This window comes from Klebsiella sp. 2680, assembly GCF_900198535.1.
In the GTDB taxonomy this organism is placed as follows: domain Bacteria; phylum Pseudomonadota; class Gammaproteobacteria; order Enterobacterales; family Enterobacteriaceae; genus Klebsiella; species Klebsiella indica.
In genome coordinates this window covers 20,263-36,868 of sequence record NZ_FZNJ01000008.1, presented here as the reverse complement: position 1 = coordinate 36,868, position 16,606 = coordinate 20,263, and the positions used below count along the sequence as shown (strand labels likewise).

At 55.4% G+C, this 16,606-nt stretch carries 15 protein-coding genes; 11 read left to right on the top strand and 4 right to left on the bottom strand.

Going from position 1 to position 16,606, the window contains the following annotated elements:
* Positions 1-44: 44 nt before the first annotated feature.
* The 3 genes from uvrD (at position 45) to corA (ending at position 3,513) form a co-directional block, all read left to right on the top strand.
* Complete coding sequence (gene uvrD / locus FN037_RS23305; protein ID WP_138362092.1) at positions 45-2,207, top strand: DNA helicase II; 2,163 nt, start codon at positions 45-47, stop codon at positions 2,205-2,207.
* 148 nt (positions 2,208-2,355) lie between these two features.
* Positions 2,356-2,412 (top strand): YsgD/CorL family protein, encoded by a 57-nt coding sequence (gene ysgD, locus FN037_RS24815; protein ID WP_349817343.1) that lies wholly within the window; start codon positions 2,356-2,358, stop codon positions 2,410-2,412.
* Positions 2,413-2,562: 150 nt separating this feature from the next.
* Entirely contained in the window at positions 2,563-3,513 is a 951-nt protein-coding gene (gene corA, locus FN037_RS23300) for a magnesium/cobalt transporter CorA (protein WP_138362093.1), read from the top strand.
* Between the two features lie 182 nt (positions 3,514-3,695).
* Here corA and rarD read toward each other — a convergent pair whose 3' ends face one another.
* Entirely contained in the window at positions 3,696-4,589 is an 894-nt protein-coding gene (rarD, locus tag FN037_RS23295) for an EamA family transporter RarD (RefSeq protein ID WP_138362094.1), read from the bottom strand.
* A gap of 49 nt (positions 4,590-4,638) precedes the next feature.
* Entirely contained in the window at positions 4,639-5,103 is a 465-nt protein-coding gene (gene yigI, locus FN037_RS23290) for an acyl-CoA thioesterase YigI (protein WP_138362095.1), read from the bottom strand.
* A 155-nt stretch (positions 5,104-5,258) separates the two neighbouring features.
* Between yigI and pldA the strand changes: the two genes are divergently transcribed.
* The 3 genes from pldA to rhtC all read left to right on the top strand — a co-directional run bounded on the left by pldA (position 5,259) and on the right by rhtC (position 8,704).
* Entirely contained in the window at positions 5,259-6,131 is an 873-nt protein-coding gene (pldA, locus tag FN037_RS23285) for a phospholipase A (protein WP_138362096.1), read from the top strand.
* 67 nt (positions 6,132-6,198) lie between these two features.
* Entirely contained in the window at positions 6,199-8,025 is a 1,827-nt protein-coding gene (recQ, locus tag FN037_RS23280) for an ATP-dependent DNA helicase RecQ (protein WP_138362097.1), read from the top strand.
* Between the two features lie 61 nt (positions 8,026-8,086).
* Entirely contained in the window at positions 8,087-8,704 is a 618-nt protein-coding gene (gene rhtC, locus FN037_RS23275; RefSeq protein WP_138362098.1) for a threonine export protein RhtC, read from the top strand.
* 121 nt (positions 8,705-8,825) lie between these two features.
* Here rhtC and rhtB read toward each other — a convergent pair whose 3' ends face one another.
* Positions 8,826-9,446 (bottom strand): homoserine/homoserine lactone efflux protein, encoded by a 621-nt coding sequence (gene rhtB / locus FN037_RS23270; RefSeq protein WP_138362099.1) that lies wholly within the window; start codon positions 9,444-9,446, stop codon positions 8,826-8,828.
* 109 nt (positions 9,447-9,555) lie between these two features.
* Here rhtB and pldB point away from each other — a divergent pair, with 109 nt between their 5' ends.
* The 3 genes from pldB to FN037_RS23255 all read left to right on the top strand — a co-directional run bounded on the left by pldB (position 9,556) and on the right by FN037_RS23255 (position 12,380).
* On the top strand, positions 9,556-10,548 hold the full coding sequence (gene pldB, locus FN037_RS23265; protein WP_138362100.1) for a lysophospholipase L2: 993 nt from the start codon (positions 9,556-9,558) through the stop codon (positions 10,546-10,548).
* Positions 10,549-10,591: 43 nt separating this feature from the next.
* Positions 10,592-11,392, top strand: a complete 801-nt coding sequence (yigL, locus tag FN037_RS23260) for a sugar/pyridoxal phosphate phosphatase YigL (protein ID WP_138362101.1) — start codon at positions 10,592-10,594, stop codon at positions 11,390-11,392.
* A gap of 88 nt (positions 11,393-11,480) precedes the next feature.
* Positions 11,481-12,380, top strand: a complete 900-nt coding sequence (locus tag FN037_RS23255; protein WP_138362102.1) for a carboxylate/amino acid/amine transporter — start codon at positions 11,481-11,483, stop codon at positions 12,378-12,380.
* Here FN037_RS23255 and metR read toward each other — a convergent pair.
* A complete protein-coding gene (gene metR / locus FN037_RS23250; RefSeq protein WP_138362103.1) occupies positions 12,268-13,221 on the bottom strand; it encodes an HTH-type transcriptional regulator MetR in 954 nt (317 codons plus the stop codon). The two genes, FN037_RS23255 and metR, sit on opposite strands and share 113 nt — an antisense overlap.
* 236 nt (positions 13,222-13,457) lie before the next feature.
* Here metR and metE point away from each other — a divergent pair, with 236 nt between their 5' ends.
* Positions 13,458-15,719 carry a 5-methyltetrahydropteroyltriglutamate--homocysteine S-methyltransferase gene (gene metE / locus FN037_RS23245; protein ID WP_142503257.1) on the top strand — a complete coding sequence of 754 codons (2,262 nt, stop codon included), beginning with the start codon at positions 13,458-13,460 and terminating at the stop codon, positions 15,717-15,719.
* A 194-nt stretch (positions 15,720-15,913) separates the two neighbouring features.
* Entirely contained in the window at positions 15,914-16,606 is a 693-nt protein-coding gene (locus FN037_RS23240) for a transporter substrate-binding domain-containing protein (protein ID WP_374043527.1), read from the top strand.

The window sequence follows — 16,606 nt, the reverse complement described above, 5'->3', positions numbered from 1 at the left end:
TATTAACAGGGGTTCGTGGAACCCCTTTATTTCCGGCGGTGCCAATGGACGTTTCTTACCTGCTCGACAGCCTCAATGACAAACAGCGTGAAGCCGTTGCGGCATCACGCACTAACATGCTGGTTCTGGCCGGGGCGGGCAGCGGTAAGACGCGGGTGCTGGTACACCGTATTGCCTGGTTGTTGAGCGTCGAGAACTGTTCCCCTTATTCCATTATGGCAGTGACTTTTACCAACAAAGCAGCGGCGGAAATGCGCCAGCGTATTGGTCAACTGATGGGGACCTCTCAGGGGGGAATGTGGGTCGGTACTTTTCACGGGCTGGCGCATCGTCTGCTACGCGCTCATCACCTCGACGCGAATCTGCCCCAGGATTTCCAGATCCTCGACAGCGAAGACCAGTTGCGCTTGCTCAAGCGCCTGATTAAGGCCATGAATCTTGATGAGAAGCAGTGGCCGCCGCGTCAGGCGATGTGGTACATCAATAGCCAGAAGGACGAAGGTCTGCGTCCGCATCATATTCAAAGCTACGGCAACCCGGTTGAGCAAACCTGGCAGAAGGTCTATCAGGCCTATCAGGAAGCCTGCGATCGCGCCGGGCTGGTGGACTTCGCCGAGTTGCTGCTGCGTGCGCACGAACTGTGGCTGAATAAGCCGCATATCCTTCAGCACTATCGTGAGCGTTTTAGCAATATCCTGGTGGACGAATTCCAGGATACCAACAATATTCAGTACGCGTGGATCCGCCTGCTGGCGGGCGACACTGGTAAAGTGATGATCGTCGGCGATGATGACCAGTCTATTTACGGCTGGCGCGGCGCGCAGGTGGAAAACATCCAGCGCTTCCTCAAAGACTTCCCCGGCGCGGAAACTATTCGTCTGGAGCAAAACTATCGTTCGACCAGTAATATCCTTAGCGCGGCGAACGCCCTGATTGAGAACAACAGCGGGCGTCTGGGCAAAAAGCTGTGGACCGACGGCGCCGACGGCGAGCCGATTTCACTTTACTGTGCGTTTAACGATCTTGATGAGGCGCGTTTTGTCGTCAACCGCATCAAAACCTGGCAGGAGAACGGCGGGGCGCTGGAGCAGTGTGCGATTCTGTATCGCAGCAACGCCCAGTCGCGCGTGCTGGAAGAAGCGCTACTGCAGGCCAGCATGCCGTACCGTATTTATGGCGGCATGCGCTTCTTTGAACGTCAGGAGATCAAAGATGCGCTCTCTTATCTTCGTCTGATCGCTAACCGCAATGACGATGCGGCGTTTGAGCGCGTGGTGAATACCCCAACGCGCGGCATCGGCGATCGTACCCTTGATGTGGTGCGCCAGACCTCGCGCGATCGTCAACTGACGCTGTGGCAGGCCTGTCGTGAGCTGTTAAAAGATAAAGTGCTCGCCGGGCGCGCCGCCAGTGCGCTGCAGCGTTTTATGGAGCTGATTGACGCGTTAGCGCAGGAAACCGCCGATATGCCGCTGCATGTACAGACTGACCGGGTGATTAAAGATTCCGGCCTGCGCATGATGTACGAGCAGGAGAAAGGCGAGAAAGGCCAGACGCGTATCGAAAACTTAGAGGAACTGGTGACGGCAACGCGTCAGTTCAGCTACAACGAAGAAGACGAAGATCTCATGCCGCTACAGGCGTTTCTTTCCCACGCCGCGCTGGAAGCGGGCGAAGGGCAGGCGGATACCTGGCAGGACGCGGTACAACTGATGACCCTGCACTCAGCGAAAGGGCTGGAGTTTCCGCAGGTGTTTATCGTCGGTGTGGAAGAAGGCATGTTCCCGAGTCAGATGGCGCTTGATGAAGGCGGGCGTCTGGAAGAGGAGCGCCGTCTGGCCTACGTTGGCGTGACCCGCGCGATGCAGAAGCTGACCCTGACCTACGCGGAAACCCGCCGCCTGTATGGCAAAGAGGTTTATCATCGCCCGTCGCGCTTTATCGGCGAACTGCCGGAATCGTGCGTGGAAGAGGTACGGCTGCGGGCGACGGTGAGCCGTCCCGTCAGCCATCAGCGTATGGGAACGCCGATGGCGGAAAACGATACCGGCTATAAACTGGGCCAGCGGGTGCGCCACGCGAAGTTTGGCGAGGGCACCATTGTCAATCTCGAAGGCAGCGGCGAACACAGTCGGCTACAGGTTGCATTTCAGGGGCAAGGGATTAAATGGCTGGTTGCCGCTTATGCCCGGCTGGAAACAGTATAACGTTAAGAAAAATATCATTATTTTGTAATATTTTTCTCTCTTTATATCTTAAGGAGACTGATTTTTTCTTAAGCGTTCCGTTGCGTGTTGACGCCGTTTTTGCGCTGGCGTAACATGCGCGCACGATTACGCTAAGAGGACATTCGCCTTGGACACACCCAGTAGATGCTGGCTCAATTTCCTGCCCATCAGGAACAACTCCTAAGGCTATCCTCTTATGCTGATAGCCTTAGCGGTTGTCGGCGACTCGTTCTATTCCCGTCGCGCTGAGTCAGGCTTAATGGTCTGAAACCTAAATTGTTTCTGTGTGCCCATACGAACTGTCCAATAATTTTTTGCATTGGGAGTCCCGGTCATGCTGAGCGCATTTCAACTGGAAAATAATCGTTTAACGCGCCTGGAAGCCGATGAGATCAAGCACCTCGCCAGTTCGGTGTGGGTCGATCTTGTCGAGCCTGATGACGATGAACGAAGCCGCGTGCAAACGGAACTGGGCCAGAACCTGGCGACTCGTCCGGAACTGGAAGATATCGAAGCGTCAGCGCGTTTCTTTGAGGACGAAGACGGCCTGCATATCCACTCGTTTTTCTTCTTCGAAGATGCAGAGGATCACGCCGGTAACTCCACCGTGGCGTTTACTATCCGCGAAGGGCGACTGTTTACGTTGCGCGAGCGAGAGTTGCCTGCTTTCCGTCTGTACCGCATGCGTGCCCGCAGCCAGGCAATGGTTGACGGTAATGCTTACGAGCTGCTGCTCGACCTGTTCGAAACCAAAATTGAACAGCTGGCAGATGAAATTGAAAACATTTACAGCGATCTGGAAAAGCTCAGCCGGGTGATTATGGAAGGCCGCCAGGGCGATGATTATGACGAAGCGCTCTCTACGCTGGCGGAGCAGGAAGATATCGGCTGGAAAGTTCGCTTGTGTCTGATGGATACCCAGCGGGCGCTGAACTTCCTCGTGCGCAAAGCGCGCTTACCCACTGGCCAACTGGAACAGGCGCGTGAAATCCTGCGCGATATCGAATCCCTGCTGCCGCATAATGAATCGTTATTTCAGAAGGTTAACTTCCTGATGCAGGCGGCGATGGGCTTTATCAATATTGAACAGAACCGCATCATCAAGATCTTCTCGGTGGTTTCCGTGGTGTTCCTGCCTCCAACGCTGGTGGCTTCCAGCTACGGGATGAACTTTGAGTTTATGCCCGAGCTGCACTGGAGTTTTGGTTATCCCGGGGCGATTGTCTTTATGATGCTCGCGGGCCTGGCGCCGTATCTGTACTTTAAGCGTAAAAACTGGCTGTAAAAAAGTCTTTTTGACGCGAGGAAAGACGGTTTAACGTCTCAGCCGGGTGGCGGCTGTCGCCTTGCCCGACCTATGTGCCCCGAGATATCACCTGGCTCGTCTGCGCAAGCGAAGCGCCGCCCGGCAATGGCGGCGGATCGCATCCTGCCTGTCACCTGAAAGGCGCTTCGGTTCCTTTTTCATTATGGCCTACGCGTTCTGCGTATTGTGTAAACCGCATCCATCACAAAGATCGCCAGCGCGACCCAGATAAAGGCGAAGGTCACCATTTTGTCCGCATCCGGCACTTCGCCATAAAACATCACCGCCAGCAGGAACATCAGCGTTGGGCCGATATACTGGAAAAATCCCAGCGTGGAGAGACGCAGACGTGTCGCCGCGCCGGTAAAGCACAGCAGTGGAACGGTCGTGACAACACCCGCCGCCATGAGCAACAGGTTCAGGGACCATGGGTTCTGCCCCATATGGCTGGTCGGGCTATCGGCGAGGCCAAATAAATAAACAGCGGCGACGGGCAGCAGCCATAGGGTTTCAAATAGCATCCCGGTTTGTGCATCAACGGCGATTTTTTTACGCAGCAGCCCATAAAAAGCGAAGCTGAACGCCAGGCCGAGCGCGATTATCGGCAGCGAACCAAAGGTCCAGAGCTGCACCAGAACGCCGCATGCGGCCAGCAGTACTGCCAGCCACTGCATCCGGCGAAAGCGCTCGCCAAGGAAGATCATTCCCAACAGAATATTCACCAGCGGATTTATAAAATAGCCAAGACTGGCTTCCAGCATATGATGATTATTCACCGCCCAGATGAATAACAGCCAGTTACCGCCTACCAGCACAGCGGACAGCGCCAGCAGAAGCACCTTTTTCGGCGTTTTAAGCAGCTTTTTAACCTGCGGCCACTGGCGGCTGATGCTGATCAGCGCCACCATGAAGAAGAAGGACCAAATCACGCGGTGAGTCAGAATTTCATCGGCGGGAACATAGTCGATAAGCTTGAAGTACGCAGGCGCGATACCCCAGATAAGATAGGCGGCGAGAGCCAACAGAACCCCCACCCGCGTTTGTTTCGCATCCATCAGTACAAATCCATTGCCAAAGAGAGTGATGTTACTCGATTTATGGCAATCAACCCACCATATACGTTGCCGTGGCGCTGGCGATATAAACCTGTTCTTCGTTATGCAGCTCTACACGGGCGACCGCCACTTTGTTACCGGCGCGCAGCAGGCTGCTGGTGGCGGTAAAGCGTTCTCCGCGTCCCGGACGCAGATAGTCGACCCGTAGATCGATGGTGCCCATCCGCGACAGGCGCTGGCGCAGCTCTTCTTCATTGATGGTGTCGTGGCGCGTCAGCGTACTGCCTACGCAGACCAGCCCTGCGGCGACATCCAGCGCTGAGGCGATCACTCCGCCATGTAAAATGCTTTGTGCCCAGTTGCCGACCATCATCGGCTGGTTGTTAAAACTAAGTTGAGCAAACTCTTTTTCATAGCGCTCCAGTTCCAGCCCTAAAGCACGATTAAAAGGCATATGATAAACGAAGATTTCTCCCACCAGCTTAAGAGCGGCATCGGCGGTAAGTTCAGACATAACAACATCCCATAAGTTAACGAGATGTTGATTTTATGCTTCTGAAATATTGATTTCTACTTTAAGAACAGATAACGGCTCAGAAAGCGCCTAATCCAGGTAGAATACAGACAGGGTTAAACAGAAATAATAATTATCCATCCAGGAGAACAGCAATGCGTATCTCTTTAGCCTGCCTGCTGGCGCTTGTTGCGCTTCCGGTCGGCGTTCTGGCGCAGGACGCGCCGGCGAATGAACAGGTTCATGACACTCCGGCCGTTCGTGGGAGTATTATCGCTAACCTGTTGCAGGACCATGATAATCCGTTTTTACTTTATCCCTATGAGAGCAACTATCTGCTCTATACGTGGACCAGCGATCTTAACAAAGAGGCGATTCGCAGCTATGACTGGGCTGAGAATGCGCGGAAAGACGAAGTGAAGTTCCAGCTCAGCCTGGCATTTCCGCTGTGGCGGGGGATCCTCGGCGATAACTCGCTGCTGGGGGCCTCTTACACGCAAAAATCCTGGTGGCAGCTCTCCAATAGCAAAGAATCCGCGCCGTTTCGTGAAACCAACTATGAGCCGCAGCTGTTTCTCGGTTTTGCGACCGACTACACGCTCGCCGGCTGGACGCTCCGTGACGTTGAGATGGGTTATAACCACGACTCTAATGGTCGTTCCGATCCCACCTCCCGCAGCTGGAACCGGCTCTATACCCGGCTGATGGCGCAAAACGGCAACTGGCTGGTGGAAGTGAAGCCCTGGTACGTTATTGGCAGCACCGACGACAATCCGGATATCACTAAATATATGGGTTATTACCGCCTGAAAGTGGGCTATCAACTGGGCGATGCGATTTTCAGCGCACAGGGGCAATATAACTGGAATACCGGCTATGGCGGCGCTGAGCTGGGGGTGAGCTATCCGATAACCAAACATGTGCGCGTCTATACGCAGGTCTATAGCGGTTATGGTGAGTCGCTCATTGATTATAACTTTAATCAGACTCGCGTCGGCGTCGGGGTGATGCTCAACGATCTGTTTTAATCATTGCACTCTGCTGCTCAGGCGCTGAAAATAGCGCCTGTTTTCTTTTCTGGGATGTGGGGTCAACGTGGCGCAGGCGGAAGTATTAAATCACGAATCGCTGGCTAAGCAGGTTTTACAGCAAACCTTTGGCTACCAGCAGTTTCGCCCCGGCCAGCAAACCATTATTGATACGGCCCTGGCCGGACGGGATTGTCTGGTTGTGATGCCGACCGGCGGCGGAAAGTCTCTGTGTTATCAGGTTCCGGCGCTGGTGCTGGGCGGCCTGACCGTTGTGGTGTCACCGTTGATCTCGCTGATGAAAGACCAGGTCGATCAACTGCTGGCCAACGGCGTGGCGGCGGCGTGCCTGAACTCAACGCAGGGCCGCGAACAGCAGCAGGAGGTGATGGCGGGCTGTCGCAGCGGGCAGATTCGCTTACTGTATATCGCCCCGGAACGTCTGATGCTGGATAACTTCCTTGAGCATCTCACGCACTGGAATCTGGCGATGGTGGCGGTGGATGAGGCACACTGTATTTCCCAGTGGGGGCACGATTTCCGCCCGGAATACGCCGCTCTGGGACAACTGCGTCAGCGGATCCCGCAGATCCCGTTTATGGCGCTGACCGCCACCGCTGATGACACCACCCGCCGCGATATTGTCCGCCTGCTGGGGCTAAGCGATCCGCTGATTCAGGTCAGTAGCTTCGACCGTCCCAATATCCGCTATATGCTGATGGAAAAGTTTAAACCGCTGGATCAACTGATGCGTTATGTGCAGGAGCAGCGCGGCAAGTCGGGCATTATCTACTGCAATAGCCGCTCGAAAGTGGAAGATACCGCCGCACGTTTGCAAAGCCGCGGGATCAGCGCAGCGGCCTATCACGCCGGTCTGGAAAACAATATTCGCGCCAATGTGCAGGAGAAGTTCCAGCGTGACGACCTGCAAATCGTAGTGGCGACGGTGGCCTTCGGGATGGGCATCAACAAACCGAACGTCCGTTTTGTGGTGCATTTCGATATTCCCCGCAATATTGAATCCTACTATCAGGAGACCGGGCGCGCCGGGCGTGATGGCCTGCCTGCCGAGGCGATGTTGTTTTACGATCCGGCGGATATGGCGTGGCTCAGGCGCTGTCTTGAAGAGAAGCCCGTCGGGCCATTGCAGGATATTGAGCGACATAAGCTCAACGCGATGGGGGCGTTTGCTGAAGCGCAAACCTGCCGTCGTCTGGTACTGCTCAACTATTTTGGTGAAGGGCGTCAGGAGCCGTGCGGCAACTGCGACATCTGCCTCGATCCGCCGAAACAGTACGACGGCTTAATGGACGCGCGTAAGGCGCTATCGACGATTTACCGCGTGAATCAGCGTTTCGGTATGGGGTACGTGGTGGACGTGCTGCGCGGCGCTAATAACCAGCGGATTCGCGAGATGGGGCACGATAAGCTGCCGGTCTATGGTATCGGGCGCGAGCAGAGCCATGAACACTGGGTCAGCGTGATCCGCCAGCTTATCCATTTGGGGCTGGTGACGCAGAATATTGCCCGCCATTCCGCACTACAGCTTACCGAAGCCGCCCGCCCGGTGCTACGCGGGGACGTTTCGTTGCAGCTTGCGGTACCGCGTATTGTGGCGCTGAAGCCGAAGGCGATGCAGAAATCCTTTGGCGGTAATTACGATCGCAAGCTGTTTGCTAAGCTGCGTAAATTGCGTAAAGCCATTGCTGATGAAGAGAATATTCCGCCCTATGTGGTGTTTAACGACACGACGCTGATTGAGATGGCTGAGCAAACGCCGCTTAGCGCCAGTGAGATGCTTAGCATCAACGGCGTCGGCATGCGGAAACTCGAGCGTTTCGGTAAAGCGTTTATGGCTTTGATTCGCAGTCACGTGGATGGTGATGATGAGTAGTCAGCCAGGCGAAAAAGTGCAAATATAGTTTCTGTTCTGACTATTTTCCTGCGAGCCGATCATGTTGACACTCTTCTTCACCGTGGCGCTGGTGCATATCATTGCGCTGATGAGTCCGGGTCCGGACTTCTTCTTTGTCTCACAAACCGCTGTCAGTCGCTCCCGCAAGGAGGCGATGATGGGCGTGCTGGGGATCACCTGCGGCGTCATGGTGTGGGCGGGCGTTGCGCTGCTCGGCCTGAATCTGATCATCGAGAAGATGGCCTGGCTGCACACCATTGTTATGGTTGGCGGCGGGTTGTATCTGTGCTGGATGGGCTTGCAGATGTTGCGTGGTGCGCTTAAGAAAAGCCAGGCGGCGGCGGAACCTCAGGTTGAGCTGGCGCGTAGCGGTCGTAGCTTCCTGAAAGGGCTACTGACCAACCTGGCTAACCCAAAAGCGATTATCTACTTTGGCTCCGTTTTCTCGCTGTTTGTGGGAGATGACGTGAGTTCAGGCGTGCGCTGGGGCATTTTCCTGCTGATCGTGCTGGAGACGCTGGCCTGGTTTACGGTGGTTGCCAGCCTGTTTGCGCTGCCGGGAATGCGTCGCGGCTATCAGCGGATGGCGAAGTGGATCGACGGTATTGCCGGTACGCTATTTGCCGGTTTTGGTATTCATCTGATTATTTCGCGTTAGGCATCCTGCGGCCCACCCATGAGGGCCGGGTGGGCCTGATTTTATTGACGGAGCTGCTGTAAATACCGCGGTATCGTCAATGTCCCGTTCGGGATTCTGTACGACTTCCTCCGGCCACTTCTCAGGCGTGACGGGCGGAGGCCAGCAGCGCACCAACCAGCATAAATAGCGAACCGAATACCTTATTCAGCGCTTTCATCTGCTTCGGCCCTTTGATCCATGCGGCGATGCGTTGCGCCAGCGTCGCGTAGCCAATCATCACGATGATATCGACCACGATGGTGGTAACGCCAAGTATCAGGTACTGCATCATCTGGGGCTGGTGTGGCACGATAAACTGTGGGAACAGCGCCGCGAGGAACACAATACTTTTTGGGTTGGTCAGGTTCACGAATATCGCCCGTTTAAACAACTTCCCGCGGGTTTGCACTTTTGCCAGGGTATTCAGGTTGATAGCGCCCGCAGCCCGCCACTGCTGAATACCGAGCCAGATAAGATAGGCGGCGCCCGCCCATTTGAGGATTTCGAAAGCCAGTACGGAACGCGAAAACAGCGTCCCCAGGCCGACGCCGACCAGTACGATATGAATGCCCAGCCCGGTCTGTAGTCCGGCGATAGATGCCGCCGTGCCGCGGTAGCCATGGTTGATTGAGGTGGTCATCGTATTTATCGCCCCGGACCCCGGCGACAGGCTGAGAATAATTGATGTCAGCAGATAGGCAAACCACCACTCGAACGTCATGAGAAACTCCCTGATTGTCTGTTTTTATGCCACAATACGCTATTGTGTGAGCATTGTGTGATACACGATAAAAAAACGATTTTCAGCGGTTATCAGGGGTGTAAACCCGATGTTTTTGCAGCAAAAGGACTGGGAAACACGAGAAAACGCGTTTGCGGCCTTTACTATGGGGCCGTTGACCGATTTCTGGCATCAGCGGGAAGAGGCGGAATTTACGGGAGTGGATAATGTCCCGGTACGCTTTGTTCGTTTCTGCGCTCAACATCATGACCGGGTTGTTGTTATCTGCCCGGGTCGCATTGAAAGTTATGTGAAGTATGCCGAACTGGCTTACGATCTCTTCCTCAGCGGCTTTGATGTGATGATTATCGATCATCGTGGTCAGGGGCGTTCCGGACGGATGCTTTCCGATACCCATCGCGGGCACGTTGTTAATTTCAGTGATTATGTTGAGGATCTTGCCGCCTTCTGGCAGCAGGAAGTGGTTCCCGGACGTTGGCGGAAACGTTTTATACTGGCCCATTCAATGGGCGGAGCTATCGCGACGTTATTTTTACAGCGTTACCGGCAGCATTGTGATGCGATGGCGCTCTGCGCGCCGATGTTCGGCATTGTCATACGTTTACCTGAATGGATGGTGCGCCATATTCTGGATTGGGCTGAGGGCCATCAGCGCATTCGTGAAGAATACGCCATCGGAACCGGTCGCTGGCGGGCGTTGCCTTTTGCGGTCAATGTATTGACGCATAGCCGTCAACGCTATCGCCGCAACCTGCGTTTTTATGCCGATGAACCACAGTTGCGGGTCGGCGGGCCGACGTTTCACTGGGTGCGTGAGGGGATTCTCGCTGGCGAAGAGGTACTGGCCGGTGCGGAAAAAGACGTCACGCCCACGCTGTTGCTCCAGGCGGAGGACGATCGGGTGGTCGATAATCGAATGCACGATCGTTACTGTGCACTCCGCACCGCTGGCGGTCACCCTTGTGAAGGAAATAAACCATTTGTCATACACGGGGCATACCATGAGATCCTTTTTGAAAAGGACGCCATGCGCTCAGTTGCGCTGAATGCTATCGTCGATTTTTTTGGTCGACATCATTAATCCGGCGAAACGCTAGTCGCCCTGCTTAGAGGTTAAAATTTTTATGTACCAGGTTGTTGCGTCTGACTTAGATGGCACGCTGCTTTCCCCCGATCACCGCTTAACGCCCTACGCCAAAGAGACGCTAAAGCTGCTTACCGCCCGCGGCATCAACTTTGTGTTTGCGACTGGCCGTCATTACATTGATGTCGGGCAAATTCGCGATAATCTCGGCATTAAATCCTACATGATCACCTCTAACGGCGCGCGTGTGCACGATAGCGAAGGGAAGCAGATATTTGCCCACAACCTTGACCGCGATATCGCCACCGATCTGTTTGAGATGATGCGTAGCGATCCGGCGATTGTGACCAACGTGTATCGTGATGATGAGTGGTATATGAACCGCCATCGTCCGGAAGAGATGCGTTTCTTCAAAGAAGCGGTGTTCAGTTATAAGCTATATGCGCCGGGCGAGCTGGACCCTGAAGGGATCAGTAAGGTCTTTTTTACCTGCGACAAGCACGAGCATTTGTTGCCGCTGGAGCAGGCGATCAACGCCCGCTGGGGCGATCGCGTCAACGTCAGTTTTTCTACCGTAACCTGCCTTGAAGTGATGGCGGGCGGGGTGTCGAAGGGGCATGCGCTGGAAGCGGTGGCGAAAATGCTCGGTTATAGCCTCAAAGAGTGCATCGCCTTCGGCGACGGCATGAACGATGCGGAAATGCTGTCGATGGCGGGTAAAGGCTGCATCATGGCTGACGCCCACCAGCGTCTGAAAGATCTGCACCCTGAACTGGAGGTGATTGGCAGTAACGCCGATGACGCCGTCCCTCACTATTTGCGTAAACTGTATCTCGACTAAAAAAGATTGACGATTGCTCGGTGAGTGAACAGTTGTCAACCGTTCACTCCGCTACAATGAATGTTCTTTACTCTACGAGACATTTATTGTGGCGCTACTGATTATCACCACTATCCTGTGGGCTTTCTCTTTTAGCCTGTATGGCGAATACCTGGCTGGCCATGTCGATAGCTATTTTGCGGTGCTGGCGCGGGTTGGCCTGGCCGCTCTGGTGTTTTTGCCTTTCCTGCGCACCCGTGGGCAGAGCCTGGCAACCATCGGCCTGTATATGCTGGTGGGCGCGATGCAGCTCGGCATCATGTATATGCTGAGTTTCCAGGCCTATCTTTACCTGACGGTTTCTGAACTTCTGCTGTTTACCGTCCTGACACCGCTCTACATCACGCTGATTTACGATCTCATGAGCCGACGTCGTTTGCGCTGGGGCTATGCCTGTAGCGCGTTACTGGCGGTTATCGGCGCCGGAATTATCCGTTATGACCAGGTGACCAACCATTTCTGGACCGGTTTGATACTGGTGCAACTCTCCAACATCAGCTTCGCTATCGGGATGGTTGGCTATAAGCGGCTGATGGAAACGCGCCCTATGCCGCAGCATAACGCTTTTGCCTGGTTCTACGTCGGGGCGTTTCTGGTGGCGGCTATTGCCTGGTCTCTGCTGGGTAATACGCAGAAAATGCCGGAAACGTCGCTTCAGTGGGGAATTCTGGTATTTCTTGGCGTGGCGGCATCGGGAATTGGCTATTTTATGTGGAACTACGGCGCCACCCAAGTGGACGCCGGTACGCTCGGCATCATGAACAATATGCATGTGCCAGCCGGACTGCTGGTGAACCTTGCCATCTGGCAAGAGCAACCCCGCTGGCCGAGCTTTATTATTGGGGCTCTGGTGATCCTTGCCTCGCTGTGGGTCCATCGCCGCTGGGTCGCTCCGCACTCCGCACAAACGGCAGGTGGTCGCAAGCGTGGTTCCGTGCTGAGCGAATAAACGCCTCAGTGACCGGCTGGCGCTGCTCGCCATCGCGAACCGCGGCGTACAGTCGACTCCACAATCCTTCGCCCAGGGTTTTGGTTACCACCAGACCCTGGCGTTCAAAACTCTCCACTACCCAGTGCGGCAGGGCGGCAATCCCCATCCGTGCGGCAACCATTTGAATTAACAGCAGCGTATTATCGACGCTCTTTAACTGCGGGCTGATCCCGGCAGGTTGCAGGAAGTGACGCCAGATATCCAGGCGCCCGCGCTGCACCGGATAAATCAGCAGTATCTCCGTTGCTAAATCTTCAGGCGCGATGCGCGTTCTGGTTGCCAGCGGGTGATCCGGCGCCATCACCAGGCGCACTTCGTAATCAAACATCGGCGAATAGTGCAGACCGCTGCGCGGCAGGATATCGGATGTCATCACCAGATCCAGCTCGCCCTGCTGCAGACCGGGCTGCGGGTCGAAGGTGACGCCGGACTGGAAATCCACTTCCACATGCGACCAGCGGGCACGGAAATTCTCCAGCGCGGGGGTGAGCCACTGAATGCAGCTATGGCATTCAATGGCGATACGCAGACGGGTTTGCTGCGGTTCATTGCAATCCTGCAGGGCGCGACTGATTTGTGGCAGCACCTGATTTGCCAGCTGCAGCAGAATCTCGCCTTGCGGCGTAAAACGCAGCGGCTGGCTTTTACGCACAAAAAGACGGAAGCCAAGGCGCTGTTCCAGATCGCTGAACTGGTGGGACAAGGCGGATTGGGTCTGATGTAGGGCCATTGCGGCACCTGCCAAAGAACCGCTGTTCCGCAACGCCTGGAGCGTTTTCAGGTGTTTAATCTCGATCATGAAAGTCCTTCACTTCGGCATGAATAATTTGCGCTTGAGGAATATACAGTAACCGCCAATTATGGATGTGTAAACATCTGGACGTCTAAAAAATCCGTCGTCTTTTAAATTAATCGTGCGTTGGCTACGTTTCCTCATCCCGGTCACTTACTTATGTAAGCTCCCGGGGATAAGCAAACTTGCCGCCTTCTCTGAATTTAAAATCCTTAGGATTTGCACATTATGAGGTTATAAAAATGACAATTATTAATCATACCCTCGGTTTCCCTCGCGTTGGTCTGCGTCGTGAGCTGAAAAAAGCGCAAGAGAGCTACTGGTCGGGGAACATCAGCCGCGAAGAGCTGCTGGCAGTTGGCCGTGAACTGCGCGCCCGCCACTGGGAACAGCAGAAGCAGGCGGGCATTGACCTGCTGCCGGTGGGCGATTTCGCCTGGTACGACCATGTTCTGACCACCAGCCTGTGGCTTGGCAATGTGCCGGCTCGTCATCAGAACAAAGACGGCTCCGTCGATATCGATACCCTGTTCCGCATTGGCCGTGGCCGCGCGCCGACCGGTGAACCGGCTGCGGCGGCGGAAATGACCAAATGGTTTAACACTAACTATCACTACATGGTTCCGGAGTTCGTCAAGGGGCAGCAATTCAAACTGGCCTGGACCCAGCTACTGGATGAAGTGGACGAGGCGCTGGCGCTCGGCCATAAGGTGAAACCGGTTCTGCTGGGTCCGGTGACGTATCTGTGGCTGGGTAAAGTCAAAGGCGAACAGTTCGATCGCCTGAGCCTGCTGAACGATATCCTTCCGGTCTACCAGCTGGTGCTGTCTGAGCTGGCGAAACGCGGCATTGAGTGGGTACAGATCGATGAACCGGCGCTGGTGCTGGAACTGCCGCAGTCGTGGCTGGATGCCTTTAAACCGGCTTACGAAGCGCTCAGCGGCCAGGTTAAACTGCTGTTGACCACCTACTTTGAAGGCATTACCGACAATCTCGACACCATCGCCGCACTGCCGGTACAGGGGCTGCACGTGGATCTGGTACACGGCAAAGATGATGTCGCAGAACTGCATAAACGTCTGCCTGCTGACTGGCTGCTCTCCGCGGGCCTGATTAACGGCCGCAACGTCTGGCGCGCCGATCTCACCGAGAAATATGCGCAAATTAAAGATATCGTCGGCAAACGTGAACTGTGGGTGGCCTCTTCCTGTTCGCTGCTGCACAGCCCGATCGACCTGAGCGTGGAAACGCGCCTTGATGCGGAAGTGAAGAGCTGGTTTGCCTTCGCCCTGCAAAAATGCGCCGAGCTGGCTCTGCTGCGGGATGCCCTGAACAGTGGCGATACGACCGCGATTGCCGAATGGAGCGCGCCGATCCAGGCTCGTCGCCATTCAACACGCGTGCATAATCCTGCGGTAGAAAAACGGCTGGCGGCGATCTCCGCTCAGGACAGCCAGCGAGCGAATGGCTATGAAGTCCGCGCTGCCGCGCAACGGGCGCGCTTTAAGCTTCCGGCCTGGCCGACCACCACCATCGGTTCTTTCCCGCAGACCACCGAGATCCGCAGCCTGCGTCTGGACTTCAAAAAGGGCAATCTTGACGCGAACCGCTACCGTACCGGCATTGCTGAGCATATCAAGCAGGCGATTATTGAGCAGGAGCGCCTGGGCCTGGATGTACTGGTGCACGGTGAAGCCGAGCGTAACGATATGGTGGAATACTTTGGTGAACACCTGGATGGTTTTATTTTCACCCAGAATGGCTGGGTGCAGAGCTACGGTTCCCGCTGCGTAAAACCTCCGGTAGTAATTGGCGACATCAGCCGTCCGGAGGCGATTACCGTTGAGTGGGCGAAATATGCCCAGTCGCTGACCGACAAGCCGGTAAAAGGCATGTTGACCGGTCCGGTAACGATTCTCTGCTGGTCTTTCCCGCGTGAAGACGTGACTCGCGAAACCATTGCTAAGCAGATCGCGCTGGCGCTGCGTGACGAAGTGGCGGACCTGGAAGCGGCCGGCATCGGTATCATCCAGATTGACGAACCGGCGCTGCGTGAAGGGCTGCCGCTGAAGCGCAGCGACTGGGATGCCTATCTGGCGTGGGGCGTGGAGGCTTTCCGTATCAATGCCGCCGTAGCGCGGGATGAGACGCAGATCCACACTCATATGTGTTATTGCGAGTTTAACGACATCATGGATTCCATCGCCGCGCTGGATGCGGATGTCATCACCATCGAAACCTCGCGTTCTGACATGGAACTGCTGGAGTCGTTTGAAGCGTTCGACTACCCGAACGAAATCGGGCCAGGGGTTTACGATATTCACTCGCCGAACGTGCCGAGCGTGGAATGGATTGAAGCGCTGCTGAAGAAAGCCGCGCAGCGAATCCCGGCAGAGCGCCTGTGGGTGAACCCGGACTGCGGCCTGAAAACCCGCGGCTGGCCGGAAACCCGCGCCGCGTTAGCGAACATGGTTAAAGCCGCGCAGAATCTGCGCCAGGCGTAACTAAGCGGCATTCGGGTACGCCCGTCCTCAAGGCGTTGACCACAGATGCTCGCTACCCCGATCTGACGCAAACGCTTCCCCGGAAGCATACAATCACTCTGTGACCGGGGTAATGGCAGGTCGTCAACGTCGTTTGCTCAGAGGTAAGCGCTTTGACTACAGTTAAGCATCTGCTGTTAACTGTCCGGAGGTGAATGATGCGTGAACTCGACGAGCAAGAAGGGGATTTGCGGTTTGCCATTAATCTGGGTAACCCGGTTCTGGCGACAGTGTTACCGGATGGTTCTCCGGGCGGGATAACCGTCGAACTGGCGAAAATGCTGGCGGCAGAGTGCCAGCGCGAAGCGCGGTTTATTACCTGGCCGACGGCCGGACAGGTGGTCGATGTGGCGTTGAAAGGGGAGTGGGATATCGCCTTTCTCGCCATCGATCCGGCCCGGGAGGACAGGCTTTGCTTTACACCTCCCTACGTCACGATTGAAAGCTCATTAATCGTTAAAAACGGCAGTACGATACAGTCGGTACAGGAGAGGGATCGCGAAGGCGTGGTGATTAACGTCGGCAAAGGCGCGGCTTATGCGCTGTATCTGAGCCGCACATTAAAACATGCGACGTTGCGCCAGTACGCCACGTCCCAGGATGCTATCCGCGCATTTATTGCTGGCGAAGGCGATATGGCGGCCGGTATTCGCCAGCCGCTGGAAAGCGCCGTGCGAGACCATCCCCAGTTTCGCATTTTGCCCGACAATTTCAGTCAGATACGTCAGGCCATTTGCGTGCCGCGCAACGCTCCGCAGCACTATGAGTGGGTGTGCCGCTGTCTTTCTTTATGGATAGCGGACGGGACTATTGCCGGAATGGTGAGCCGCCATATCGGCAATCGCTAA